The sequence below is a fragment of the Streptomyces sp. NPDC004667 genome, assembly GCF_040609475.1.
In the GTDB taxonomy this organism is placed as follows: domain Bacteria; phylum Actinomycetota; class Actinomycetes; order Streptomycetales; family Streptomycetaceae; genus Streptomyces.
On the sequence record NZ_JBEXKC010000098.1, the window covers coordinates 1 to 22,500 of the forward strand.

A 22,500-nucleotide genomic window follows, 5' to 3' on the forward strand; every position below is an offset into this window, starting at 1 on the left:
GGTGTGGGGTGGGCAACGGCGTTAACGGCGTTAACGGTGGGGGGGTGGGTTGGGGGGGTGTCGGCGTTAACGGCGAAAACACCGTCGAGGGGGTTCGGTGGGGTGGGGGGGTGGGGTGCGGGGGTGTCGAGTGGCCGGCTCGGGGGGGTAACGGCGTTAACGGCGTTAACGGTGGCAGGGGGTGGGGGGGTGGGTGCGGTGTCGACCGTGTTGAGGGTCTGCTGCTCGGTGGGGGAGACCGGGGTGGCGTTAACGGCGTTAATGCCGTTGACCGGGTGGAGGGAGGCCAGGCCTTCCAGGAGGCGGGCGTAGGCGGCTCGCTTGGGAGGGCGGGGGGCGGTCCGGCCCGTTTCCCAGGAGGTGACGGTTTCGCGGCGGACGGAGAGCGCCTTGGCGATCTGGTCCTGGCTGAGGCCTGCGGCCTCGCGCAGGCGCTTGCGTTCGTCGGGTTCGGGGAGCCCGTCCTGGGCGGCTGCTTCTTCGAGCAGGGCGTCGACCGCCGCGAAGAGGGTGGCCTGCTCGTTCGTCTCGCTCATGGGTGCCTCCAGCAGCTGCTATACGACTGCAGCCTATGTGAAGCGCACCGCCGAACGCACGCGAACCGCACGTGGGGCGTTAACGGCGTTAACGCCGTTAACGGTCCGGACGCGGGGGTGCTGACGGTTCCGGTGCCGTCAGCGCCCCCGGCGTTCGTCGGTCCGTGGCTTCCTGGGTGCCCGGTCAGATGCGGGTCAGCAGGAGTTCGGTGACGGCCTTCAGGTCGTCCGGGGTGAGGTGGGCGGTCAGGGCGTCCGCGATGGTCTCCGGGGAGTGGGTGGAGATCGTGATGCGGGGGGCCGGTGCGGGGGAGGGGGACGGGGAGGCGGACGGCGTCCGGGGTGGGTTGGTGGCGGGTGCCGGGCGGGTGCGCTGGCGCGGGGGGTTGACCGCGCTCAGGCTCTCGTCGGCGGCGGCGGCCTGTTCCTCCTGGGGGAGGCGGCCGATGCGGCGGGCCGGTTCGACCTTCAGCTCGCCCGTCTCCACCTTCTCCTGGAGGGTGGGCGTCAGGTTGAGCAGGGTCAGCCGCTGGGAGACCCAGGCCGCCGTCTTCCCGATCCGCTTGGCGACCTGCGCCTGGGACCCGTGGACGTCGACCAGCTCCTGGAGGGCGCGTGCCTGGTCCATGGGGGCCACGTCGACCCGGTGGACGTTGGCGATGAGCGCCGATTCGAGGATGTCCGCGGCCGACGCCGACAGGGAGTCGTTGACGTGGATCTGGATGGTCTTCAGGCCCGCCAGGTGGGCTGCGGCGAGGCGCCGGTTGCCGTCGATGACCACGTACGGAGCGCGGCCCAGGCCGTCGGTGGCCCCGGGGTGTGCCTCCATGAAGGCCATCCGGGTCGCGACGGCCAGGGGCTGGAGCTGCCCCCGTACGGTCAGGGACTCGGCCAGCTCCGCCAGGTCCGTGAGGTCCTCGCGGAGGTTGAAGGGATTGTGGGCGAGGGCGTCGATGGGCACCTCGGACGGGGGAACGACCCCGGAGGTGGGGGCGCCCGTGGCCTCGGCGATGGCGGTGCGCCGGGAGCTGACGCCGACGGGCTGGGCCCGCGCGAAGGAAGCCGATACCCCGAGCTTGTCGGCCTTGCTCATGAGATCTCCCTCGCGAGGGCGCGCAGGGCCACGGCCTGGTCGCCCTTCGGTGCGTAGACGAAGAGCGGCTGCTTCACCCGTACCGCTTCGCGCTGTTCCTTGAGGTCGGGGACGATCGCCACGACCCGCGGATCCTTTATGTCCATCCAGGCCTGGAGGGAGGATGTGGCGATGTAGCCGCGGCGGCCGTCGTAGAGGTTCACGACGAGGCCGAGGTAGTCGATGTCGAGGCTGAGGTCGTCGCGCAGGTCGTTGATCTGGGACGTGAGGAGGTCGTACGCGTCGGCCGAGGAGTCCTCGGCCTGTACGACGATCAGCGCGCCGGAGGCGCCTGGCTGCTCGGTGTCGCGGCGGCGGCCGTAGTAGATGGCCGCGTCCATGCTGAGGCCGAGGCTGGGCGGGCAGTCGATGAGGATGACGTCGTAGTCGGACTCGACGGGGGCGAGGGCGCGTTCGAGGGCGGCCTCGCGGGCGCGGACCGTGGAGAGGCGGACGTCGAGGAGGAAGGCGTCCGTGCAGGCGGGGAGGAGGTGGAGGCGGTCGCCGAAGCGGTCGTCCGGGACGGGGACGATCAGGTCGGAGAGCGGCCCCTTGGCCTCGCTCGCCATGTGGCAGGTGAGGCTGTCGCCGCCGATGGGCAGGGGCTGCTGGCCGAGCTGCTTGGTGAGGTGGCCCTGCGGGTCGAAGTCGACGAGCAGGACGCGCATGCCGAGCCCCGGAAGGTCTTCGAGGTCCAGCGGGGTGACCGGCGCGTGGGGGTGTTCGTTCTCCTCGGCCGGGGTCAGGCGGGCCAGTTGGCGCGCGATGCGGACGGGGTGGAGGGAGGAGGGGTCCTCCGCGAGGGCCTCCGCGGTGCCGGCGGTGATGGCGGTCTTGCCGACGCCGCCCTTCTGGTTGCACACGACGATGCGGCGGACGACGGAGGGCCGCTTGACGGTGGGGGCCGGGTTCAACTCCAGCCAGAGGTGCACCGCCTGGGCGAGGCCCTGGATGAGGGAGACGCCGCGGTCCTTGGAGTCGGTGCGGAAGGACTCCCACTGGCCGGCGGGCAGCCAGGTGGAGAACGATTCGGCGCCCGCGGTGTCGACGGGGGAGGGGGCGGAGGCGAGGCCGCTCCAGTGGGCGATGCCCTGGTGGACGGCGTCCTGGATGTCGACCCGCAGTTGAGCGGTGCGGATCTTCAACTCCTGGCGGAGCCACGGGGGGAGCTTGGAGACGACCTTCTCTCGGTCGCTCGGGGACGAGGGCGAAGTCATGAGAGGGACTTTACTAACGTTCTGGGGTGCATGTGGGCGCCACGCTTGGGTTTTGCTAACGAAATGGGTGGGGATGGCGGCGGGGAGGGGTTCGGGAGGGTCCGGACGCGCGACAGGGCGGCCCCGCACACGCCGTAGCGAGCACCCCCGTGGATCGCCACGGCGTGTGCGGGGCCGCCCTGGGGGCGGTCGTCCGGTTGGTGGGTTGGTTGGTCGGTCGGTCGTCAGTCAGTCGCGGTCGGGGTGGCCGGAGTGCTGGTCAGGCCGAGTTCGGTGCGGCAGGCGTGGGAGCCCGACGGGTCGAAGAGGTGCATCCGCCGGGCGGGCACGATGCCCGGGAGGAGGTAGTTCCACAGGTCCACGACCCGGGCGTGCAGGTCCTCGCGGCCGGTGCGGACGTGCGAGGTGACCTGGATTCCGGTGAACGAACCGATGAGGAAGGTCGACAGGTCCCGTATGTCGTGCGAGGGCATGACGTCACCGCGGTCCCGGGCCGGCGTGAGGCAGTGGACGCAGGTGTCGATCCAGGCGTCGTACGGGGACGGGTCGGGGTGCGTGAACGAGCCGAACTCGATGACCAGGCGGATCCCGGCGCGGATGCGGACGTTGGAGCGCAGCCCGGCCGCCATCTGGTGGGTCAGGTCGATGACCGTCTGGAGGCCCGGGTCCTCGATGACCGGAACGTCCTGGGACACCTTGAACTGCTCGTCCATCAGGGTGCGGGCGAGGGCTTCCTTGGACGGGAAGTGGAAGTAGAGGGCCCCCTTGGTGACTCCGGCGTGTTTGACCACGTCGCTGAGGCTGGTGCCGCCGAAGCCGGAGCGGTCGAAGGCGATGGCCGCACCGTCGAGGATCGCCTGTCGGGTGATCTCGGCCCGTTCTTGCCTGACCCTTGCCACGTCTGCCTCTGCCTCTCCTCTTCGGACGCCGGATCCGTCCGGCGGTACATGATCAACCTAGTGGGCTTCGGTGGAAGGAAACCAGTCGACCAGTACGTTTAAGGGAGTATGGGGAGGGTTTTTGATGGGTTGTAGGGCGGTTTGCGCTGTTACTTTTTGGTGGGACGGGGTGGTGGTGGGGGTGCGTCGGAAGCGTTAACGGCGTTAACGCCGTTAACGCCGCGGAGGGGGGTGGGTGTTAACGCCGTTAATGGTCTGGGCGTTAACGGCGTTAAGACGGGAGGGGAAGGTGGGTGGCCCTCCGTCCCTGTCGGAGCATCCACTCCAGGCAGCGGCGCCGGCTGAGCAGCGTGTTGCGCACCCGTAGGCCGAAGGTGGTGGCGGGTGCCAGGAAGGGGCCCGTGCGGTCGCCGCCCTTCTGGCACCGCTCGGCGTAGGGGCGTACGAGGGACTCGTAGCGGGTGAGGGCGGAGCGGGGGTCCTCGGGCGAACGGGCCAGTTCGGTCGCGAGGACGTAGGCGCCGACGAGGGCCGTGCCGGTGCCCATGCCGCCGATCGTCGCGCCGCACGCGGCGTCGCCCACGAGGGCGATCCGCCCGCCGGTGGTGGACCAGGAGCCGACGTCGGCGCGGCTGATGGAGTCGAAGTAGAGGTCTTCGGCGGCGTCGAGGGAGTCGAGGAGGTGGGGCACCCGCCAGGGGAGGCCGTGGAAGGCCTCCTTGACGAGGGCCTTCTGGGGCAGGGGGTCGCTGCGGTCGTACCGCAGTTCCGGGGAGGCGAAGAGGAAGAACGCGTGCGCCCGGGTGGGGTCCGCGGGAGAGGTGCCGATGCCGGCGAGGCGGCCGGGGGTGTTGAGGCCGATCGTGGCGCAGGTGTGGGGGGAGGTCTGGGGGGTCTTCGTGGTGACGGGGGGCAGGGGCGGGTCGAGGGGGAGGCTCCAGGTGGCGGCGTAGTAGCCGAGGTGGCGGACGTACCGGTGCTCCGGGCCGAAGGCGAGGCGGCGGACGGTGGAGTGCAGGCCGTCGGCGCCGATGACCAGGTCGAAGGTGCGGGGCGGGGCGTGGCGGAAGGTGACGTCCACGCCGGTGGGGGTTTCCCTGAGGCCGGTGACGGAGTCGCCGAAGACGTACTCGGTGGTGGGCAGGGAGGAGGTGTACAGGATGTGGGCGAGGTCGCCGCGCAGCACCTCGATGTCGCCGCCCGCGAACGAGGCGGGGAGGTGGAGGAGTTCGCGGTCGTCGGCATCGACGAAGGTCATGGTGGTGCCGCCGGTCTGAGCGCGGCGCAGCTCGTCGAGGATCCCCATGCGCTCCAGGACGGTGAGGTGGGTCTCGCCGCGGAAGTCGACGGCCCGGCCGCCGGGGCGCGGTGCGGGGGCGAGTTCGACGACGGTGGGGCGGAATCCGTGGCGGCCGAGCCAGTGGGCGAGGGCCGGGCCGGCGATGCTCGCGCCGGAGATGAGGACGGTGGGGGTGGAGGTGGGCACGGGGGCTCCAGGGTCATTAATTGTGTCTGGTGGATACTTTTTTGCTTTGTGTACGGTAGACGCAGTTTTGGTGCGAGTGCAAGGGGATCCGATGGCGGACGAACAGTGGGGCCCGGCGGTGCGGTTGCTGTGGGGGCCGCCGCCGGGGCCGCCGGCCCGGGGACCCCGGCGCGGGCTCACGCTGGAGGGGATCGCGGGGGCGGGTGTCGGGATCGCCGACGCGGAGGGCCTGGGCGGGGTGTCGATGCAGCGGGTGGCCGCGGAGCTGGCGGTCACCAAGATGGCGCTCTACCGGTACGTGCCGGGCAAGGCGGAACTGGTCGCGCTGATGGCGGAGGCGGCGATGCCGGATCCGGCGGCGGAACTCGACGCCGCGCTGGAGCGGGCCGGGAGCGGTTGGCGGGAGCGGCTGGGAGCGTGGGCGCGGGAGTTGCTCGCCGCGTTCCGGGCGCATCCGTGGCTGCTCCGGGCGACGGTGGGGGCGCGGGCCGTGGGGCCGCGGGAGGTGGGGTGGCTGGAGCGTGCGCTCGCGGCGTTGGAGGGGTGCGGGCTGACCGGGGCCGAGTCGATGGACGCGGTGGTACTGGTGGCCGGGCACGTCCGGGGGATCGCGGAGCAGGAGCGGGCGGTGGCGGCCGGGGGATCGGGGGGCGCTGCCGGGGGCGGGCCGGACGTGGAACTCGGGGCGGTGCTGGGGGAGGTGATGCGGCTGCGGGGGGCCGACTTCCCGGCGCTGGGGGCCGCGCTGGCGTCGGTCGCGCGGGAGGGTGGACAGGACCAGGCGCTGGACTTCGGGCTGGAGCGGATCCTCGACGGGATCGGACTGCTGGTGGCCGCGCGGGGGAGCGGGGCCTGAGCGCTGTCGTGGGGTCGTCCGTCCGCGGGGCCCGGCCAGGGCATCGGCCGGAGGGCCGGGGCGTGCGGAGGGAGGGTGGAGGGGCGGGTGCTTCGGCGGAACCGGTGCGCGGTGCGGGGTGCGCGGTGCGCGGTGCGGTGCGGGGTGGCTCTGGACGGGCCATGGTCCGGGAGGACCGCAGCGGCGGTCACGAGGCGGCGGTACGGGGGACGCCCGTCGGGTCGGGGAGGGGCGGTGCTGTCGTGTGCGGGGGTACGTGGGGTGGGGAACCGGCTGATCGGCGGGGTCCTTCCCGCTGGTCCGTGCCGGGGTGGCAGAGGATTCGGATGGGGCGAGCGCGTGGATGGGGGCGGGGGCGCCTGGGTCGTGGACGGTGACGGCTGACGGGGGCGGGCCGCTTCGGTGTGGGACGGGGCCGCGAAAGGTGTTGGACGGTGAGGTGCCGTCCGTAGGCCGGGGAGGCCCTTTACCGCCCGGAGTGTGGCGAGGTTGGGCAGTGGTGCGTGGGCCGGGGTGACCGACGGTGTGTCCGCCCCGGGGCCGTGACCCGGGTGGGGGGATGGGACGTGGGTGGTCTTCGTCGGCATCCTGTTTTTTGGCGTGACGCCGTTTGCCGTCGCGGTGCGGGATGCGTCGGCGGGGGCGGTGCGGGCCCCGGGCCGGAGGGCCCCGGCGGGTACGTGGGGGTTGTGCGCGCGAGGGCCGGTTCTCCGTGGAGGCGTGGGGCGGCCGAACGGTGACGACCTTCCGAAGTCGTGGGCCGGGTTGTTTTCGGCGGGGGGAGCCGGGCAGTGAGGGGCTGTGGCGGGTGACGTGATGGTCGCCGTGGCGGTGGTGGTGCTCGCGTGCGGGGTGGGTGGTGCCGGGGCGCGCCGGGTCGGGCAGCCGGCGGTGGTCGGGGAGATCGCCGTGGGCATCGTGCTCGGGCCCTCGTTGCTGGGGTGGGTGTGGCCGCAGGGGCAGAGGTGGCTCCTGCCGGGGGATGTCCTGCCGTATCTGGGGGTGCTGGGGGACCTCGGGCTGGTCGCCTTCATGTTCCTGGTGGGGCTGGAGCTGGATCTCGGGCTGCTGCGGGGGCAGGGGCGCGTGGTGGTTCTGGTGAGTCAGGCGGGTGTGTGGGTGCCTTGGGCGCTCGGGGCACTGCTGGCCCTCGGGCTGTACGGGTCCTTCGCGCCGGAGGGGGTGGGGCGGGCGGAGTTCGTGCTGTTCGTGGCGGTGGCGCTGAGCGTGACCGCCTTTCCGGTGCTGGCCCGGATCCTCACCGAGCAGGGCTTGTACGGGACGCCGGTGGGGGCGCTGGCGATGGCCTGCGCGGCGGTGGTGGACGTGGTCGCCTGGTGCCTGCTCGCGGTGGTGGTGGCCGTGGCGGGGGGCGGCGGGGCGGGGGCCGGGTCGGGACGGGCCCTGGCGGCCGGGGCGTTCGTGGCGGGGATGTGGTGGGGCGTGCGGCCCTTGCTGGCCCGGGTCGTGGGGCGGCGGTCGTGCGGGGCCGGTGGTGACGGCGGGGTACTGGCCGGGCTGTTCGGCGGGCTCTGCCTGGCGGCGTACACGACCGACGTCCTCGGGGTCCACGCGCTGTTCGGGGCCTTCGTCTTCGGGGCGGTGGTGCCGCGCGGGGTGAAGGCGGTCGAGCGGGCGGCGGAACGGATACGGGAGTTCGCGGTGCCGCTGCTGCTGCCGTTGTTCTTCGTGGGCAGCGGGCTGCGCACCGATGTGGGGGCCTTGGCGGGCGGTGGGGTCTGGCTGTGGGCGGCGGTCGTGCCGGCGGTGGCCGTCGTGGCGAAGTGGGGCGGGGCGACGGGCGCGGCGCTGTTGGCCGGGCGGAACCGGGAGGAGGCCGTGCTGCTGGGGGCGCTGATGAACTGCCGCGGGGTGACGGAGCTGGTGGTGCTCGACATCGGGCTAGGTCTGGGGGTGATCGGCGTCGAGCTGTTCACGGTCCTGGTGCTGATGGCCCTGGTGACCACGGCGATGACGGGACCGGTGGTGAGGGCACTGCGCGCGCGGAGCGCGGAGTTCCGCGTACGGGGGGCCGGCCCCGGGCCGTCGGGGTGAACGCCGGGTCCGGGGGGCCGGCGGCGCGGGAGGACGGGTGTTGCGGGTGTTGCGGGCGTCGGGGACCAGGCGTTTCGTAGTGGGCTTGTTCAGGTCCCCCGGAAGGGCCGGCGGGCCGGGCGGCCGGGGGGCGTATCCGCTGTTCACAGCCGGTGCGGTGGCAGGCCCGGCGGGGCGGGGCGGTGGGCCTGCGCTGTCGTCGGGTGTTGTCGGTGTCCGGAAAAGGCCGTACCGGGGCGGGGGCCGGTCGCGGGCGCGCGGTGGTCTCCGGTGGGAGTCCGCCCGGCCTCCGGTGGCGGCGCCCACCGTTGCCGCGACGATCTCGAACCCCTGTCTCTCGGGGCGAACCGCGGATGCGGTGAATGCGGCGTGTGGAGCCCCCCATGGTCAAGCAGCAGCGTGCGGCACGCACGCGGGAATCTCTGGTGCGCGCGGCCGCGGAGGTGTTCGCCGAGCAGGGCTTCGTCGCCGCCTCGATCGCCGCGATCAGCGAACGGGCCGGAGTGAGCACCGGCGCGCTGAACTTCCACTTCGACGGCAAGACCGCCCTCGCGCGGGCCGTCGAGGGGCGGGCCGCGGAGGCGGTGCGGGCGATCACCCGTGCGGGGGGCGGGGCGGGACGGGCCGGCGATCCGCTGGGGGCGCTGGTCGACTCCACGTACGCGCTGCAGCGGCTGCTCGTCGGGGACGTGCTCGTACGGGCCGGATTCGCGCTCGGGGCGGACGTCGCCCACCGCAGCCGGGTGGACCTGCGCGGGCAGTGGCGGCTCTGGGTCGAGGGGTCTTTCGCGGCGGCGGCGCGGGCCGGGCTGCTGGCGGACGGGGTGCCCGCCCGGGACGCCGCCCGCCTGGTGGTGGCCGTGACGGCCGGGCTGGAGGTGCTGGGCGCGGCGGACGCCGAAGGGGCCGACCTGCCGCACGCCCTCACCCGGATCTGGTCGGTCGTCCTGCCGGGTATCGCGACCGGACCCCAAGAAACAGACTGAATGGTTTGATTTTTGAGCTCCAATGGGTGTTATATGACCCCTGTTGCGAGGCGGCCGAAGCCTTCCGAGCTGTCACACATGTGTGCACTGCATGCAAAAGTGCAGGTCAGACAAGAATCTTCATATGACGCCACGACCTTGCCGGGTCGAAAACAGCATGGCCGGTTTGGTATTGACAAACCGTCCGGCCTGTTTTCTACTGACTCTTGCGACTCATCCAAGGACAGGGGAGTACGACGTGGACATCGATGTACTGGGCGCACTCGCCGTGCGGGAGAACGGAATCTCCATCACGCCGACCGCCCCCAAGCCCCGCCAGGTCCTGGCCCTCCTGGCCCTCCATGCCGACCAGGTCGTGCCGGTGTCGGCGCTGATCGAGGAACTGTGGGGGGCGGTACCGCCGCGCAGCGCCCGTACGACGCTGCAGACGTACGTCCTCCAGCTGCGCGCGCTGATCGCGACCGCTCTGGAGGAGGGCGAGGGACAGGGCGACGGGTCACGGACGGCGAAGGACGTGCTCGTCACGCTTCCCGGCGGCTACCTGCTCAACAGCGGTGGCGGTACCAGCGACGTGCGGGAGTTCGACCGGCTGGCGGCACTGGGCTACCGGGCCATGGACGCCGGGGACTTCCCGGTCGCCGCCCAGCGGCTGCGCGAGGCGCTCGCCCTGTGGTCCGGACCCGCCTTCGCCGACGTGCACGGCGGCGTGCAGCTCGACATGGAGACGCGGCGGCTGGACGAGATCCGGCTGTGCGCCCTCGACCAGCGCATCGAGGCCGACCTGAAGTTGGGGCGCCACCGGGAACTGCTGGCGGAGCTGACGGTGTTGGTGAGCCGGTACCGCACGCACGAGAACCTGCACGGGCAGTTCATGATCGCCCTGCACCGCTCGGGGCGGCGCGGCGAGGCGCTCGACGTGTACCAGCGGCTGCGGGCCACGCTCGTACGGGACCTGGGCCTGGAGCCGTCCACCGCGCTGCGCCGGTTGCAGCGGTCGATCCTGATGGCGGGCCCGGAGAGCGTGAGCCCGGGCAAGACGACGGGGATGGCCACGGCGGTGGGCGCGGTGGCCGGGACCGGCCTGCGGACGGACCGGCTCGTACGCGCCTGAGTCGGCACCGGAGCGGGGCGGGGCGGAGCGGAAGGGAGACGGAGCGGTGCAGGAGAGGTCGGAGCGGACCCGTAGGCGGTTGGTCTTCGCCGGGGCCGAGTTGTTCCACCGCAGCGGATATGCCAACGCGACGCTCGGCGAGATCGCGGGCGCGGCCGGGGTGACGAAGGGAGCGCTGTACTTCCACTTCGCCTCGAAGGACGAGCTCGCGGACGCCGTGCAGCGGCGGGGCTGCCGTCTGCTGCGCGAGGCGGTGCGCGGGCTGAACGAGAGCGGCGCATCACCCCTGCAGGCGCTGATCGACGCGACCCACTGGCTGGCGCGGACGCTGCACGAGGAACCGGCGATCCCGGCGAGTTTCAGGATCACCAAGGAGTGCGGCGGGCACCATTCGGCGCAGCAGGACTTCCAGGGCGCGTGGCTGGCGACGGTGTCCGACCTGTTGCGGCTGGCGCGGGACACCGGGGAACTGCCCCTCGGCGGACCGGCCGGCGGGACCGGTGACGACGGGACCGGTGACGACGGTGCCGAGGGCGCCGGGCCCTCGCCCGCCGAGCGGTGGGAGAGCGCCGAGGCACTGGTGGCGGCGGCCGTCTGCGGCATCGAGGTGCTGTCGGGAACCGGGCTGTCCTACGGGGAGCTGCGCCGCAAGGTGGCCGCCCTGTGGGGGCTGTTGCTGCCGAGCCTGGTGGGAAGGGCGCGGACGGGCGAGTACCGGACGGACGCCCGCGAGGTGCCAGAGCGCGCCGGGGCGCGCGCCTACGAGTTCCTCGGCAGCGGGGTCTGACGGGTCCTACGGGTCTGACGGGGCCTGGGTCCTACGGGTCCCACGGGTCCCACGGGGCCTGGGTCCTACGGGTCCTGCGCGTCTGACAGGTCTTGCGGGTCTTGCGGGTGTGACAGGTCTTGCGGGTCTTGCGGGTGTGACAGGTCTTGCGGGTCTTGCGGGTGTGACAGGTCTTGCGGGTCCGGTGGGTCTTGCGGGTCCGCCGGGGGCCGTGCCGTGCGGGCGGACCCGCACGGAGTGTGGGAAGCGGGCTCCGGCCGGAGCCCGGCGGTATCGGGCGATGCGAGGAACCACGAAGGGGGAGACCGTGAAGATCCGGATCCTGGGTCCGTTGAGTGCCGAGGTCGACGGGGACTCGATCGTGCCGACGGCGGCCAAGCCGCGGCAGATCCTGGCCCTCCTCGCGCTGCACCCCGGGCGGGTGATGCCCGTACCGACCCTCATGGAGGAGATCTGGGGCCAGGACCTGCCCGCCAGCGCCCTGACCACCCTCCAGACGTACATCCTGCAACTGCGCCGCAGGCTGGGCACCGCGATGGGGCCGGGCCGGCCCGGCGGCGCCAAGGAGGTCCTCACGACCCGGCACGGCGGCTACCTGCTCCAGGTGCCCCCGGAGTCCGTCGACGTGAACGCCTACGAGAGCCTCGTGGGCCGGGGGCAGAGCGCCTTCGAGGCCGGGGACGACCGTGCCGCGGCGGACCTGCTGCGCGAGGGACTCGCCCTGTGGCGGGGGCCTGCGCTGGTCGACGTACGGGTGGGACCGGTCCTGGAGATCGAGGTGCTGCGGCTGGAGGCGAGCCGGCTGGTCGCGGTGGAGCGGCGCATCGACGTCGACCTGCGGCTCGGGCGGCACACCGAACTCCTCGCCGAACTGACCGAGCTGACCGCGCGACAGCCCCAGCACGAGGGTCTGCACTCCCAGCTGATGGTGGCCCTGTACCGGTCCGGGCGGCAGGCGACGGCGCTGGACGTGTACCGGCGCCTGCGGCAGCGGCTGATCGGCGACCTGGGCGTCGAACCGTCGCCGCAGTTGCAGCGCCTGCACCAGGCGATGCTGACGGTCGATCCGGCCCTGGACGTGGCGGCGGGCCCCAAGCGCGGCTCGACCTTCGACCTCTACGCGGCCTGACTCCCGGCGGGGTCGCCGCACCCCGTCACCCGGACGCGCCGGGCGGGCTGGCAGGGTGGGGGGATGGACGATCTCGGTGAGGGACTGACGCCGTTCCGGCTGGACGTGGCGCAGGCGGAACTCGACGACCTCGACGCGCGGCTGCGCCGGGTGCGGTGGCCCGACGGGATCGACGGCGCCGGGTGGGCCTACGGGATACCGCCGGCCGAGATGCGCGAGCTCGTGCGCTACTGGCGCGAGGAGTACGACTGGCGGGCTGCCGAGGCGCGCCTGAACGAATGGCCGCAGTTCACCACCGTCATCGACGGCGCGCGGGTGCACTTCGCGCACGTCCGCTCGCCCGAGCCGCACGCCACGCCCCTGCTGATGACGCACGGCTGGCCCGGCTCGTTCGTGGAGTTCCAGAAGGTCGCGGGCCCGTTGACGGATCCGCGGGCGCACGGCGGGGACCCGGCCGACGCCTTCCACCTCGTGCTGCCGAGCATCCCCGGCTTCGGCCCGTCCGGGCCGACGGACTCGCCCGGCTGGGAGTTCAAGCGGGTCGCGCGGGCCTTCGGGGTGCTGATGGAGCGGCTCGGGTACGGGACGTACGGGGTCCAGGGCGGGGACTGGGGCGCGGCCGTCTCGCGGGAACTGGGCCGGCTGCTGCCCGGTCGGGTGTGCGGCGTCCACCTGAACCTGCTGCCCGGGGCGGGGGCCACCGCCGAGCCGACGGAAGCCGAACTCGCCGCGCTGAGCCCCGCCGAGCGGGAGCGGACGTGGGCCTCCTGGGAGCGGTACCGCGTCTGGGCGCGGGAACGGCAGGGCTACGCCGACATCCAGGCGACCCGGCCGCAGACCCTCGCGTACGCGCTGAACGACTCGCCCACCGGACTGCTCGCCTGGATCGGGGAGAAGTTCACGGAGTGGGCGGACCCGCGCTGCCCGGTGGACCGGGACCAGATGCTGACCAACGTGATGCTGTACTGGCTGACCGGCACCGCCGGTTCCGCCGCCCGGATCTACTGGGAGCGGGCGCACGCCGACTACCACGGGCAGCCGCCCGAGGTGTCGGCCACCCCGACCGCCCTCGCGGACTTCCCCCGGGACAACTTCATCCCGCTGCGGCACGTCGCCGCGCGCACCGATGCCGTCGTGCGCTGGACCTCGTACGACCGGGGCGGCCACTTCCCCGCGATGGAGGTGCCGGAGCTGCTGGTGGGGGACATCAGGAGCTTCTTCCGGGACCGTGGCGCGTCCGGCATGTGAAAACGTCCGGGCAAGGAGCGGCTCAGGTGTGATCATCCGACGATGAACGACGAACAGCGGACCCCGGCCGTCCTGGACGGCGACGAACGCGCCACACTCATCAGCCTCCTGCAGCGCCAGCGCGACACCCTGATGATGAAGTGCGCGGGCCTCACCGACGAGCAGCTGCGGCGCCGGGCCGTCGCGCCGTCCGGGCTGAGCCTGCTCGGGCTGGTGCGGCACCTGGCCGAGGTCGAACGCGGCTGGTTCCGCAACGTGGTGGGCGGCGAGGACGTGCGCGGGTACTTCCCCCGGAACGAGGCCGGTGAGTGGACCGAGTTCCACGTGGAGGACGCGGATCCGGCGGAGTCCTTCGCGATCTGGGAGGAGACCTGCGCGCGGTCGCGGGCCGTGGTGGAGGCCGCGGCCTCCCTCGACGTGCCGGGGTTCCACGGGGACCAGCCGTACTCCCTGCGCTACGTCATGGCCCACATGATCGAGGAGTACGCCCGGCACAACGGGCACGCCGACCTGTTGCGCGAGGCGATCGACGGGGTCACGGGGGAGTAGCGGCCGGCCCGCGGCGGATCAGACCCGGTCGGTGCCGGTCCGGTCCACGGCGTCGAGCGCGGCCTGCCACGGGAAGTGCGGCGGGGCGTCGGGGCCGGCCGGGCCGGGGACGAAACCGCCCTCGCCGTAGAGCAGTTCGGCTCCCGCGCCGCGCAGGACCGTCAGGGACTGCTCGAACTGCGGGTGCGCGGCGAGGGCGGCGTTCAGGCACGGTACGGCGACGACCGGGGTGCCCTTGCCGAGGGCCTCGGCGGCGATGCCGACGACGACGCGGTCGGTGAGGCCGAGGGCCCACGCGTTGACCGAGTTGAAGGTGGCGGGGGCGAACAGCAGGGCGTCCGCGGGCGGCCACACGTCGGGATCCCCGGGCATCTTGTACTGCCAGCGCACCGGGTTTCCGGTCAGCGCGGCGAGACCGTCGAGGCTCCCGGACACCCATTGCGCCGCCGCCGGGGTCAGGCCCAGGCACACGTTCCAGCCGCGTGCCTGGGCGTCCTCGATCACGTGGGCCACGTCGAACACGGGCGGGGCGGCGGCGCAGAGCAGGTAGAGAGTCCTCGTCATACGGTCATGTGATCACATTCCGCGCGCCGGTTCAGCCCGCGGTGATCTTGGAAGTGAAGGCGTCGAGGTTCCCCCGCATCCGCGCGAGGCGCTCGTCCACGGTCAGCGACTCCTCGTACCGCGTGGTGCGCAGCTTCGGCAGGCGCTTGCCGCGTACGTACAGGGAGCAGGCGAGGTCGGCGCAGATGTAGGTGCCGACGGTGTTGCCCTCGCGGCCGCGGGCGCCCGCGAGGGGCGCGGCCAGCAGGGTGACCCCGGAGGAGGCGTGGCCCGTCAGGCAGATCTGGCAGAGGCTGGACTTGAGGGCGCTGGTGCGGCCCACGGAGGGCACGCGCAGGGAGATCCCGACCGGACCCCCCTCCCGGGGCAGCACGAGGTGGGCCCGCAGCGGTGCGCCGGGGTCGACCCAGCCGAGGAAGTCGAGGTCCTGCCAGGGCAGTTCGGCGAAGTCCAGCGGCAGGCGCAGCCGTGCGGCCTCGCCCTTGGTGCAGTTCACGAAGGATGAGCGGATCTGTATCTCACTGAGCGGTTCCACGGGGGTCGACCCTAATACCCGGTGTGGGGGCCGCGCACCCGGGTTTGCGCGGGGGCGGGCCGGGGTCGCTGTCGACGCGTTTGCGGTGAGACGCTCGCACATGGAGGTGAGCTTCTGGGCCATGTTCCGTCTCGGCGGGCGGCGGTTGACTGGGGTGCATGACGACGAACGAGAACATGAACGTGAACGTGAACGAGGACGCGGGACGTCCGGTGCTGACCCTGGTGATCGGGGGGCACGGCAAGACCGGGCGGCGGGTCGTGGAGCGGCTGCGGGACCGGGGGGACGCGGTACGGGTCGGGTCGCGCAGGGGGGAGCCGGCCTTCGACTGGGACGAGCCCGCCGGGTGGGCGGCCGCGCTGGAGGGGGTGGACCGGGTGTACGTGACCTTCCAGCCCGACCTCTCCGTGCCCGGTGCCCCCGATCTGATCGGCGCCCTGGCCTCGGCGGCGGTGGCCGCGGGGGCCCGCAGGCTGGTGCTGCTGTCCGGTCGCGGCGAGGAGTCCGCCGAGCTCTGCGAGGAGCGGCTGAAGGTGCCGGGCGCCGAGTGGACCGTCGTCCGGGCCAGCTGGTTCGACCAGAACTTCGACGAGAGCTTCTTCCTGGACTCCGTACGGGCGGGGCAGATCGCCCTGCCGGTCGCCGACGCCGTCGAACCCTTCGTCGACGCCGGGGACATCGCCGACGTGGTGGTGGCCGCGCTCACCGGCGACCGGCACGTCGGCCGGACCTACGAGGTGTCCGGACCGCGCCTGCTCTCCCTCGCCGACGTGGCGGACGAGCTGTCGAAGGCGACCGGACGCGAGATCGCGTACGTGCCCGTCTCGACGGAGGAGTACCGGGCGGTGCTGCGCGAGAACGGTCTGCCCGAGGAGCTCGTGGAGCTGTTCACCGTGATCCTGGACGGGCGCAACGCGCATCTGGTCGACGGGGTGCGCGAGGTGCTGGGGCGGGAGGCGAAGGACTTCGCCGAGTACGCCCGCGAGGTGGCGGCGAACGGGGTCTGGGACGTCTGAGCGGCGCGGCGGGGAGGGAGGATGGGGGCATGGACACGCTGACCGGCCTGCTGGACGGGCCCAAGGCCCGCGGAGCCTTCATCCTCAAGTCCGTCCTGAACCCGCCCTGGTTCCTGCGGGTGGAGGACCGCGCTCCGCTGTCGGTGATCGCCCTGGTGAGCGGGGCGGCCTGGCTGCTGCCCGAGGACGGCGAGCCCGTCCCGATCGGTCCCGGCGACGTGGCGGTGGTACGGGGGCCCGCGCCGTACGGGCTCGCCGACAGCCCGGACACCCCCGCCGCCGCCACCGGGCAGATCGTGGTGGGGCCGGACCAGCGGTGCAGCACGGAGACGGGCGAGGACCTCACGGACGCCCTGGCGCAGGGCGTGCGGACCTGGGGCGACGCCCGGGCGGAGCCGGGGGCGGCGGTGCTGCTGAGCGGTACCTACCAGGCACCGAGCGAGGTCGGGCGGCGGTTGCTGGGCACGCTCCCGACGGTGCTGGTCCGCCCGGCCGGGGCGGCCGACGCCACCCTGATCGGGCTGCTGGCCTCCGAGACGGCCCGTGACGAGCCCGGCCAGGAGCTGGTGCTGGACCGGCTGTTGGACCTGTTGCTGATCGGCGTGCTGCGGGCGTGGCTCGCCGCTCCCGGCTCGGGGGCGCCGGCCTGGCACCGGGCGCAGGGCGATCCGGTCGTCGGGGTCGCACTGCGGCTGCTGCACGAGGACCCCGCGCACGGCTGGACCGTGGCGGAACTCGCCCGGCGGGCGGGGGTGTCGCGGGCCGTGCTGGCCCGCCGGTTCACCGCGCTCGTCGGGGAGCCGCCCGTCGCGTACCTGACGGGCTGGCGGCTCGCCCTCGCCGCCGACCTGCTGCGCGAGCCGGAGGCCACGGTGGCGACGGTGGCCCGCCGGGTCGGCTACGGGAGCGCGTTCGCGCTGTCGACGGCCTTCAAGCGGGTGCGCGGGGTCAGCCCGCAGGAGTTCCGCGCGGGCACCTCGCCGGTGCCCGCGGGGACTTCGGCCACGGTGGTGCTGACCTGACGGATCCCGGCCGCTACACCAGGTCCAGTACGCCGACGGGCTGGTCGCCGCTGAGCTCGCCGGTGCGGCGGAAGCCGAGGCCCGCGTAGAAGGGCTCGGGGGTGCCCTCGCCGGTGTCCCAGGTGACGTACGCCCGCCCGGTGCCGCGCCGGCGGAGTTCTTCGAGGACCGCCCCCACCGCGAAGGTGCCGTACCCCTTGCCCTGGTGGCCGGCCGCGATGTTCAGGCGCCACAGGCCGGAACGGCGGTGCTCCGGGTCCTTCGCCGGGTCCCAGACGATGTCGAGGAAGGCCATGACGAAGCCGACGACCTCGTCGCCGTCGACCAGGGCGCGCGGCCAGGCGGTGTCCCCGTGGACGTAGGCCTCGGCCAGCGACTTCTGGACGGGGGAGACGAGGTGTTCCTGGCCCGGGTGCACCCGCACGGCGCACACGGCATCGAAGTTGGCTCCGGTGACCGGCACCAGACGGAGCGAAGAGCTGATCATGCGGAGATCCTACTGTTCCGTCATTGAAAAGAACGGGGCAGCCGGTATATTTTCTCCTCGCCGGATGAGGGAGAGGGGACGGCGTGCGCGCTGAGGTGGTGGTCGTCGGCGGAGGTCCGGTCGGCCTGCTGGTCGCGGCCGAGCTGGCCGGGTACGGGGTCGACACGCTGGTACTGGAGGTGCGGGCGGAGGTCAGCGAGCGGCCCAAGGCCACCACCCTCCACGCCCGCGCGGTACAGAGCCTGGCCCGGCGCGGGCACCTCCCGCCGGACGTGGCACCGGCGTCCGCGGGTACGGCCGCGGGCCGTTTCCACTTCGCCGGCATCCACGAACTCGTCATCACCGTGCCCGAGACCGAGCCGGAGCCGATCCTCAAGCGCCCGCAGGCCGAGCTGGAGCGGTGGTTCGAGGCGCGGGCGCTGGCGGCGGGTGCGCGGGTACTGCGGGAGCACCGGGTCACCGGTCTCACGCGACGGGACGGCGCCGTGCGGCTCACCGTCGAGGGGCCGGAGGGGACGGCCGGCTGTTCCGCCGCCTACGTCGTCGGGGCGGACGGGGCCCGCAGCACGGTCCGCGACCTGGCGGGCATCGACTCCGACGCCACTCCCGCCACGGTGTCCGCCCTGGTGGGCCTGGCACGGCTGCGGGACCCCGGCGACCTGGAACAGGGGTGGCTGCGGACCCCGCGCGGCTGGATCGTCTCCAAGCGGACGCCCGCGGGCGAAACGCACATCCGTACCGTCGACTGCTCCGGCGCCCACGAGGGCCGAAAGACGCCGCCGTCGCCGCAGGAGCTCCAGCGCGAGGTGTCCCGGATCGCCGGGCGCGAGGTCGCGATGGAGGGGGCCCGGTGGATCAGCCGGTTCAGCGACTTCACGCGCCTGGCCCGCACCTTCCGCGCGGACCGCGTCTTCCTGGTGGGCGACGCGGCGCACCTGCACTTCCCCATCGGCGGCCAGGGGCTGAGCACGGGGGTCCTCGACGCCCTCAACCTCGGCTGGAAACTGGCCCTCGCGGTGCGCGGCACGGCGGGTGCGGGCCTGCTGGACACCTACGACCTCGAACGCGGGCCGGCGGCGCGCGGGGTCGTCGACAACACGCGGGCCCAGCTCGCGCTGATGCGGCAGGGGGCCGAAGTCGACGCGCTGCGCGAGGTGTTCACCGGGCTCCTGACCGCGGACCGGGACACCGCGCGGCTCAGCGACATGATCAGTGGCCAGGGGACGGTGCTGCCCGCCCACACGGGCCGGCCCTGCGGGGCCGAAGGGCGGTTCCCGCCGAACGCGCGGATCGTCACGCGGGCGGGGGAGACGGACCTGATCGGGCTCCTGCGGGAGGGGAGCCCGCTCCTGCTCCTCTTCGGCGAGCGGGCCGACCGCTACGGGGAGGAGGCGCTTCCGTGGTCGGACACCCTGCGTACGGTGCGCGCTTCGCGGACCCCCGCGATGCCGTACGAGGCGCTGCTGGTGCGTCCCGACGGCCACATCGCCTGGTCACAGGACGGCGGCCCGCTGGCCGACGCCCTGTCCTGGTACTTCGGGCCGCGGGTGCGCGCGGCCGTCGGCGGCGCGGATCAGCTGGCGAGGTCTTCGCGGGCCTGCGAGATCTCCATGGCCCGGACGGCCTCGGCGTAGACCTCGGCCCCGCGGTTCTCACCGAGGTGCAGGGAGGTGAGGACCGAGGACTGCACGATGCTCGGCAGCAGGTGGCGCATGAGCGCGGTGACCCTGATCACGAGGTCCTCGTACTCGGTGAGGGCCTGCGACATGGACTGGATGCCGGCGTAGGTGCCGACGATGACGTCGGCGGTCTCGGCCGGATCGATCTGGGGGAGCAGTTCGCCCTGGCTCTGGGCCCTCTCCAGGCCCTCGCGCATCGGCACGGCCCAGGCGAGGAAGGGTCCGCTGCGGTCGAGGCCCTGGGCCAGCTGGTCCATCGTCAGCCGCACGCCCGCGCGGACCATCGGGTCCGTCTGCAGGCGGTGGGTGTGCAGCATGACGATGTCCACGATGCCCTGCATCTTGATCGCGCGGTCGGGGATGACGAGGCTCTGGTTCTGCGCGTTGAGCACGCCGAAGGCCAGGTCCTCCTTGGACTGGAAGTGGAAGTACAGGGCTCCCTTGGTCACTCCCGCCTCCGAAAGGATCTCGGAGATGGTGGCCGCCTGGTAGCCGCGTTCCTCGAAGATCTTGGCCGCCGCGCCGAGGATCGCCTGGCGTGTGCGGATGGCTCGAATTTGCTCAGCCACTGTGGCTCCTTCCTTCACAGGATTCTCGGAGCGTCGGAAGCCCTGATGCAAACCGTCCGTCCCGTACGTATCTTACAGCGGGTAACTCCCACGCCAACCCCGTACGCGCCGGACGGCGCGTACATGACCGGAAGGAAGCACCATGATTCTCGTGACGGGGGCCACCGGCACGGTGGGACGGGAGGTGCTGCGCCGCATCGGTTCCGGCCCGGCTGTCAGGGCCATGGCGAGGCAACCGGAACGTGTCGTGGCCGGGTCGGCGACGGTCGAGGCCGTCCGCGGGGACTACGACGACCCGGCCTCGCTCGCCCGGGCCGTGCGGGGGGTGGACACCGCCTTCCTGGTGACCAGCCGCGTCGGCCGCGACGACGACGCGCGGTTCCTGGCGGCCGCGCGCTCGGCCGGGGTACGGCACGTGGTGAAGCTTTCCGCGGCCGCCGTCGAGGACGGCCGGGCCGATGACCTCATCACCCGCTGGCAGCGGGACAACGAGGAGGTCCTGAAGGGATCGGGGATGGAGTGGACGCTGCTGCGCCCGCGTTCCTTCATGTCCAACGCCCTCTCCTGGGCGGGTCCGGTACGTGCGGAGGGTGTCGTGCGGGGCCTGTACGGGACGGCGCCGAACGCGTGCGTCGATCCGGGAGACATCGCGGAGGTGGCCGTGCGCGCGTTCGGCGAGCCGGGGCACACCGGGCGCGCACACACCCTGACCGGACCCGAGCCGCTCTCGGCGGTTGAGCAGACGGCCCAGCTGTCCGGCCTGTTGGGCCGTCCGTTGCGGTTCGAGGAGTGGGATCCGGAGCAGGCCCGCGCGGTGTGGGGGGCGCGGTACCCGGCGGCCGTGGCGGAGGCACTGCTGCAGAGCGCCGAGCGGCAGCGTGCCGGGGCCAAGGCCGGGGTGGGGAGTACGGTTCAGGACGTGCTGGGCAGGCCGGCCCGTTCGTTCCGGCAGTGGGCGGGGGAGCACCTGGCGGCCTTCGGGCCGCACTGAGGGGTGACCCGTCAGCCGATGTACGGGGCCGCCGTCACGGTGGAACCGAAGACGAGGTGGCCGTCCTGGTGGCCCGTCACGACCACCGTCTCCTCCCCTCCGGGCGCGCCGTCGTGCAGGCGCTCGGCCTCGATGAAGCAGGGCACGTCGAGTTCGGCGTAGCGCTTGAAGTCGCCGGAGATGTTGAGCGGCAGGAGGGAGGAGCGGCCCAGGGCGGCCGACGCGGCCTGCCGGGCGGCCTCCAGCAGCACCATGCCCGGAACGTGGTCCACCGGGTGGTCGAAGAGGATGGGATGGAGGGAGTCCACCCGCAGCTGCCAGCGGTCCGGCGTGGCGGTGGGGGACAGGACCACGTCGGTGGGCGAGATCCGTCCCACGCTCTGCGGTGCGACGGGAGCGGTCAGGGGCAACGGCTTGTGGCCGGGCAGCAGGGTGTGCGGCGGGCGTATGCGCCGGTACACGGCGGGAGTGGTGCAGGTGTAGGCGACGCGTCCCGTCGCGACGACGTGGCCGGCACGGTGGACCACGGCCTCGTAGTTCAGGCCGGCCAGGTCACCGTTGCGCCGTCTCGCCTCGGTGCAGCTGACGTCGATGTCGAGGGAGGCGGGGGTCCTGCTGACCTGGAGGTGTTCGGGGACGACGGTGACGCTGAGGTCCCACAGCAGGAAGTGCTGGCCGAAAGGGACCCCGAATTCGGCGTGGCCCAACAGGCTGCCGATCTGCCGAATCGTTTCGACGCACATGAGTGGGTCGTGGTAGGTGCCCGCGATGGGCGTGAAGAAGCTGTGGGAGCGGGGCCACTGCGCGTTGACGGCGAATCGGCTGTCGTCGACGCGTTCCCAGTCGGTGAGAAGGACTTCGGCGACCGAGGCTCGGTGCACTAATTCCTTCGGGACGGTGGAGGTGAGCGAGGTGAAGCGGTTACCTCGTTGTCCGAGCGGAGGGGCGGCCGTCCGCCACGCCGGTTCGTAGCCCGCTGTGCGCTCGACTTGAAACGTGCTCGCGCTCATGGTTCCCCCTAGGCAGCGCTGGCCGGTTACAGGTGTGACTGCGAGAAAAATATATACCAACCGGTTTTTTATCCAGAGGGATCGCGACCCTTGGCCATGAAAAATACGGAATGTGAGAGTCCGGCAACTCGCACCTCCCCCTGGCGTCCGTGCCGCCACCCCTCATCGGGCGTCGCGTCTTCGCCACTCGCACTGAAGCATCTCAAGGGGGCCCCTCGGGGCGCGTGGACCGGTTGTCGGACGTCCGGTGAACCCCCGGGGGCGAAGAATGGCCGATTCGCATAGGGGGCGCCGGTTTGCGCGTGGACGGGGGGCGGGCTCCCCGCCCCTCGCGGGCCCGTCGCTCCCCGTGGGGCCGGCGGGGGGTCGGGGCGGGTGGCTCGCGGGCACCTCCGTACGCGGACCCCCGCAGTACACGGGTGGTGCGCGGGTTCCGGGGGCGATGCGCCGCCGACGCGGGCGGCGCGGTGCGGCCGGAGGGTGGGGTGCGGGCGGGGTGCGCCGCCCGATGGGTTCCGTTCACCGTTTGCCCACGTGAAGATTCCTGTATGTGCCGCTGCCGCGCGGGGTCGTGCGGCGGAGCCCGCCCGCCGCCGATCAGGCCACCGGCCGTCAGGGGGGCGCTACGGCGCAGCG

At 72.8% G+C, this 22,500-nt stretch carries 22 protein-coding genes; 12 read left to right on the forward strand and 10 right to left on the reverse strand.

The features are described from left to right. The 5 genes from ABZW32_RS33950 to ABZW32_RS33970 all read right to left on the reverse strand — a co-directional run. On the reverse strand, window positions 1–536 hold a 536-nt coding region (locus ABZW32_RS33950), incomplete at its 3' end, for a helix-turn-helix transcriptional regulator (protein WP_356223621.1). 184 nt (window positions 537–720) lie between these two features. Further along, the gene (locus tag ABZW32_RS33955; RefSeq protein ID WP_356223624.1) at window positions 721–1,629 is read right to left on the reverse strand and encodes a ParB/RepB/Spo0J family partition protein; all 909 of its coding nucleotides are present in this window, start codon (window positions 1,627–1,629) and stop codon (window positions 721–723) included. Beyond that, window positions 1,626–2,885, reverse strand: a complete 1,260-nt coding sequence (locus ABZW32_RS33960; RefSeq protein ID WP_356223627.1) for a ParA family protein — start codon at window positions 2,883–2,885, stop codon at window positions 1,626–1,628. The genes ABZW32_RS33955 and ABZW32_RS33960 overlap by 4 nt, the downstream gene beginning before the upstream one ends. A 224-nt stretch (window positions 2,886–3,109) precedes the next feature. Continuing rightward, window positions 3,110–3,784, reverse strand: coding sequence for a ScbR family autoregulator-binding transcription factor (locus tag ABZW32_RS33965; protein WP_356223629.1), 675 nt, complete (start codon window positions 3,782–3,784; stop codon window positions 3,110–3,112). A gap of 271 nt (window positions 3,785–4,055) precedes the next feature. Next, a complete protein-coding gene (locus ABZW32_RS33970; protein WP_356223631.1) occupies window positions 4,056–5,270 on the reverse strand; it encodes an FAD-dependent monooxygenase in 1,215 nt (404 codons plus the stop codon). A 91-nt stretch (window positions 5,271–5,361) separates the two neighbouring features. Between ABZW32_RS33970 and ABZW32_RS33975 the strand changes: the two genes are divergently transcribed. The 8 genes from ABZW32_RS33975 to ABZW32_RS34010 all read left to right on the forward strand — a co-directional run bounded on the left by ABZW32_RS33975 (window position 5,362) and on the right by ABZW32_RS34010 (window position 13,991). Then, on the forward strand, window positions 5,362–6,126 hold the full coding sequence (locus ABZW32_RS33975; protein WP_356223634.1) for a TetR/AcrR family transcriptional regulator C-terminal domain-containing protein: 765 nt from the start codon (window positions 5,362–5,364) through the stop codon (window positions 6,124–6,126). Between the two features lie 801 nt (window positions 6,127–6,927). After that, on the forward strand, window positions 6,928–8,181 hold the full coding sequence (locus ABZW32_RS33980; RefSeq protein ID WP_356223637.1) for a cation:proton antiporter: 1,254 nt from the start codon (window positions 6,928–6,930) through the stop codon (window positions 8,179–8,181). Window positions 8,182–8,564: 383 nt separating this feature from the next. Next, on the forward strand, window positions 8,565–9,167 hold the full coding sequence (locus ABZW32_RS33985) for a ScbR family autoregulator-binding transcription factor (RefSeq protein ID WP_356223640.1): 603 nt from the start codon (window positions 8,565–8,567) through the stop codon (window positions 9,165–9,167). A 238-nt stretch (window positions 9,168–9,405) separates the two neighbouring features. Beyond that, complete coding sequence (locus ABZW32_RS33990; RefSeq protein WP_356223642.1) at window positions 9,406–10,278, forward strand: AfsR/SARP family transcriptional regulator; 873 nt, start codon at window positions 9,406–9,408, stop codon at window positions 10,276–10,278. 46 nt (window positions 10,279–10,324) lie between these two features. Further along, a complete protein-coding gene (locus ABZW32_RS33995; RefSeq protein WP_356223644.1) occupies window positions 10,325–11,065 on the forward strand; it encodes a ScbR family autoregulator-binding transcription factor in 741 nt (246 codons plus the stop codon). A 307-nt stretch (window positions 11,066–11,372) separates the two neighbouring features. Further along, entirely contained in the window at window positions 11,373–12,194 is an 822-nt protein-coding gene (locus ABZW32_RS34000; RefSeq protein WP_356223647.1) for an AfsR/SARP family transcriptional regulator, read from the forward strand. A 63-nt stretch (window positions 12,195–12,257) separates the two neighbouring features. After that, window positions 12,258–13,442 (forward strand): epoxide hydrolase family protein, encoded by a 1,185-nt coding sequence (locus tag ABZW32_RS34005; RefSeq protein ID WP_356223650.1) that lies wholly within the window; start codon window positions 12,258–12,260, stop codon window positions 13,440–13,442. Window positions 13,443–13,484: 42 nt separating this feature from the next. After that, window positions 13,485–13,991 carry a DinB family protein gene (locus ABZW32_RS34010; RefSeq protein ID WP_356223653.1) on the forward strand — a complete coding sequence of 169 codons (507 nt, stop codon included), beginning with the start codon at window positions 13,485–13,487 and terminating at the stop codon, window positions 13,989–13,991. A gap of 18 nt (window positions 13,992–14,009) precedes the next feature. Here ABZW32_RS34010 and ABZW32_RS34015 read toward each other — a convergent pair whose 3' ends face one another. Together ABZW32_RS34015 and ABZW32_RS34020 are read right to left on the reverse strand one after the other, a co-directional pair. Further along, window positions 14,010–14,555: a flavoprotein gene (locus ABZW32_RS34015; protein ID WP_356223656.1), complete on the reverse strand. Its 546-nt coding sequence runs from the start codon at window positions 14,553–14,555 to the stop codon at window positions 14,010–14,012. 31 nt (window positions 14,556–14,586) lie between these two features. After that, on the reverse strand, window positions 14,587–15,090 hold the full coding sequence (locus tag ABZW32_RS34020; protein WP_356223658.1) for an FBP domain-containing protein: 504 nt from the start codon (window positions 15,088–15,090) through the stop codon (window positions 14,587–14,589). A gap of 158 nt (window positions 15,091–15,248) precedes the next feature. On the opposite strand from ABZW32_RS34020, the gene ABZW32_RS34025 reads away from it, so the two are divergent. Together ABZW32_RS34025 and ABZW32_RS34030 are read left to right on the forward strand one after the other, a co-directional pair. Continuing rightward, the gene (locus ABZW32_RS34025; RefSeq protein ID WP_356223661.1) at window positions 15,249–16,106 is read left to right on the forward strand and encodes an NAD(P)H-binding protein; all 858 of its coding nucleotides are present in this window, start codon (window positions 15,249–15,251) and stop codon (window positions 16,104–16,106) included. A gap of 29 nt (window positions 16,107–16,135) precedes the next feature. Further along, window positions 16,136–17,128, forward strand: coding sequence for an AraC family transcriptional regulator (locus ABZW32_RS34030; RefSeq protein WP_356223664.1), 993 nt, complete (start codon window positions 16,136–16,138; stop codon window positions 17,126–17,128). Between the two features lie 13 nt (window positions 17,129–17,141). Here the strand turns inward: ABZW32_RS34030 and ABZW32_RS34035 are convergent, their stop codons facing one another. Then, window positions 17,142–17,615: a GNAT family N-acetyltransferase gene (locus ABZW32_RS34035; RefSeq protein WP_356223666.1), complete on the reverse strand. Its 474-nt coding sequence runs from the start codon at window positions 17,613–17,615 to the stop codon at window positions 17,142–17,144. An 83-nt stretch (window positions 17,616–17,698) separates the two neighbouring features. Here ABZW32_RS34035 and ABZW32_RS34040 point away from each other — a divergent pair, with 83 nt between their 5' ends. Beyond that, entirely contained in the window at window positions 17,699–19,249 is a 1,551-nt protein-coding gene (locus tag ABZW32_RS34040) for an FAD-dependent monooxygenase (protein ID WP_356223668.1), read from the forward strand. Here ABZW32_RS34040 and ABZW32_RS34045 read toward each other — a convergent pair. Next, entirely contained in the window at window positions 19,189–19,863 is a 675-nt protein-coding gene (locus tag ABZW32_RS34045; protein ID WP_356223670.1) for a ScbR family autoregulator-binding transcription factor, read from the reverse strand. The genes ABZW32_RS34040 and ABZW32_RS34045 overlap by 61 nt on opposite strands. 142 nt (window positions 19,864–20,005) lie before the next feature. On the opposite strand from ABZW32_RS34045, the gene ABZW32_RS34050 reads away from it, so the two are divergent. Beyond that, window positions 20,006–20,854: an NAD(P)H-binding protein gene (locus ABZW32_RS34050; protein ID WP_356223673.1), complete on the forward strand. Its 849-nt coding sequence runs from the start codon at window positions 20,006–20,008 to the stop codon at window positions 20,852–20,854. Between the two features lie 11 nt (window positions 20,855–20,865). Here the strand turns inward: ABZW32_RS34050 and ABZW32_RS34055 are convergent, their stop codons facing one another. After that, the gene (locus tag ABZW32_RS34055) at window positions 20,866–21,864 is read right to left on the reverse strand and encodes a ScbA/BarX family gamma-butyrolactone biosynthesis protein (protein WP_356223675.1); all 999 of its coding nucleotides are present in this window, start codon (window positions 21,862–21,864) and stop codon (window positions 20,866–20,868) included. Between the last annotated feature and the right edge of the window lie 636 nt (window positions 21,865–22,500).

What these genes read in the sequence shown, in the direction of transcription:
- ABZW32_RS33955 (WP_356223624.1), bottom strand. Translation starts at nt 1,629, where the DNA reads ATGAGCAAGGCCGACAAGCTCGGGGTATCGGCTTCCTTCGCGCGGGCC.
- ABZW32_RS33960 (WP_356223627.1), bottom strand. Translation starts at nt 2,885, where the DNA reads ATGACTTCGCCCTCGTCCCCGAGCGACCGAGAGAAGGTCGTCTCCAAG.
- ABZW32_RS33975 (WP_356223634.1), top strand. Translation starts at nt 5,362, where the DNA reads ATGGCGGACGAACAGTGGGGCCCGGCGGTGCGGTTGCTGTGGGGGCCG.
- ABZW32_RS33985 (WP_356223640.1), top strand. Translation starts at nt 8,565, where the DNA reads ATGGTCAAGCAGCAGCGTGCGGCACGCACGCGGGAATCTCTGGTGCGC.
- ABZW32_RS34005 (WP_356223650.1), top strand. Translation starts at nt 12,258, where the DNA reads ATGGACGATCTCGGTGAGGGACTGACGCCGTTCCGGCTGGACGTGGCG.
- ABZW32_RS34010 (WP_356223653.1), top strand. Translation starts at nt 13,485, where the DNA reads ATGAACGACGAACAGCGGACCCCGGCCGTCCTGGACGGCGACGAACGC.
- ABZW32_RS34015 (WP_356223656.1), bottom strand. Translation starts at nt 14,555, where the DNA reads ATGACGAGGACTCTCTACCTGCTCTGCGCCGCCGCCCCGCCCGTGTTC.
- ABZW32_RS34025 (WP_356223661.1), top strand. Translation starts at nt 15,249, where the DNA reads ATGACGACGAACGAGAACATGAACGTGAACGTGAACGAGGACGCGGGA.
- ABZW32_RS34030 (WP_356223664.1), top strand. Translation starts at nt 16,136, where the DNA reads ATGGACACGCTGACCGGCCTGCTGGACGGGCCCAAGGCCCGCGGAGCC.
- ABZW32_RS34035 (WP_356223666.1), bottom strand. Translation starts at nt 17,615, where the DNA reads ATGATCAGCTCTTCGCTCCGTCTGGTGCCGGTCACCGGAGCCAACTTC.
- ABZW32_RS34050 (WP_356223673.1), top strand. Translation starts at nt 20,006, where the DNA reads ATGATTCTCGTGACGGGGGCCACCGGCACGGTGGGACGGGAGGTGCTG.
- ABZW32_RS34055 (WP_356223675.1), bottom strand. Translation starts at nt 21,864, where the DNA reads ATGAGCGCGAGCACGTTTCAAGTCGAGCGCACAGCGGGCTACGAACCG.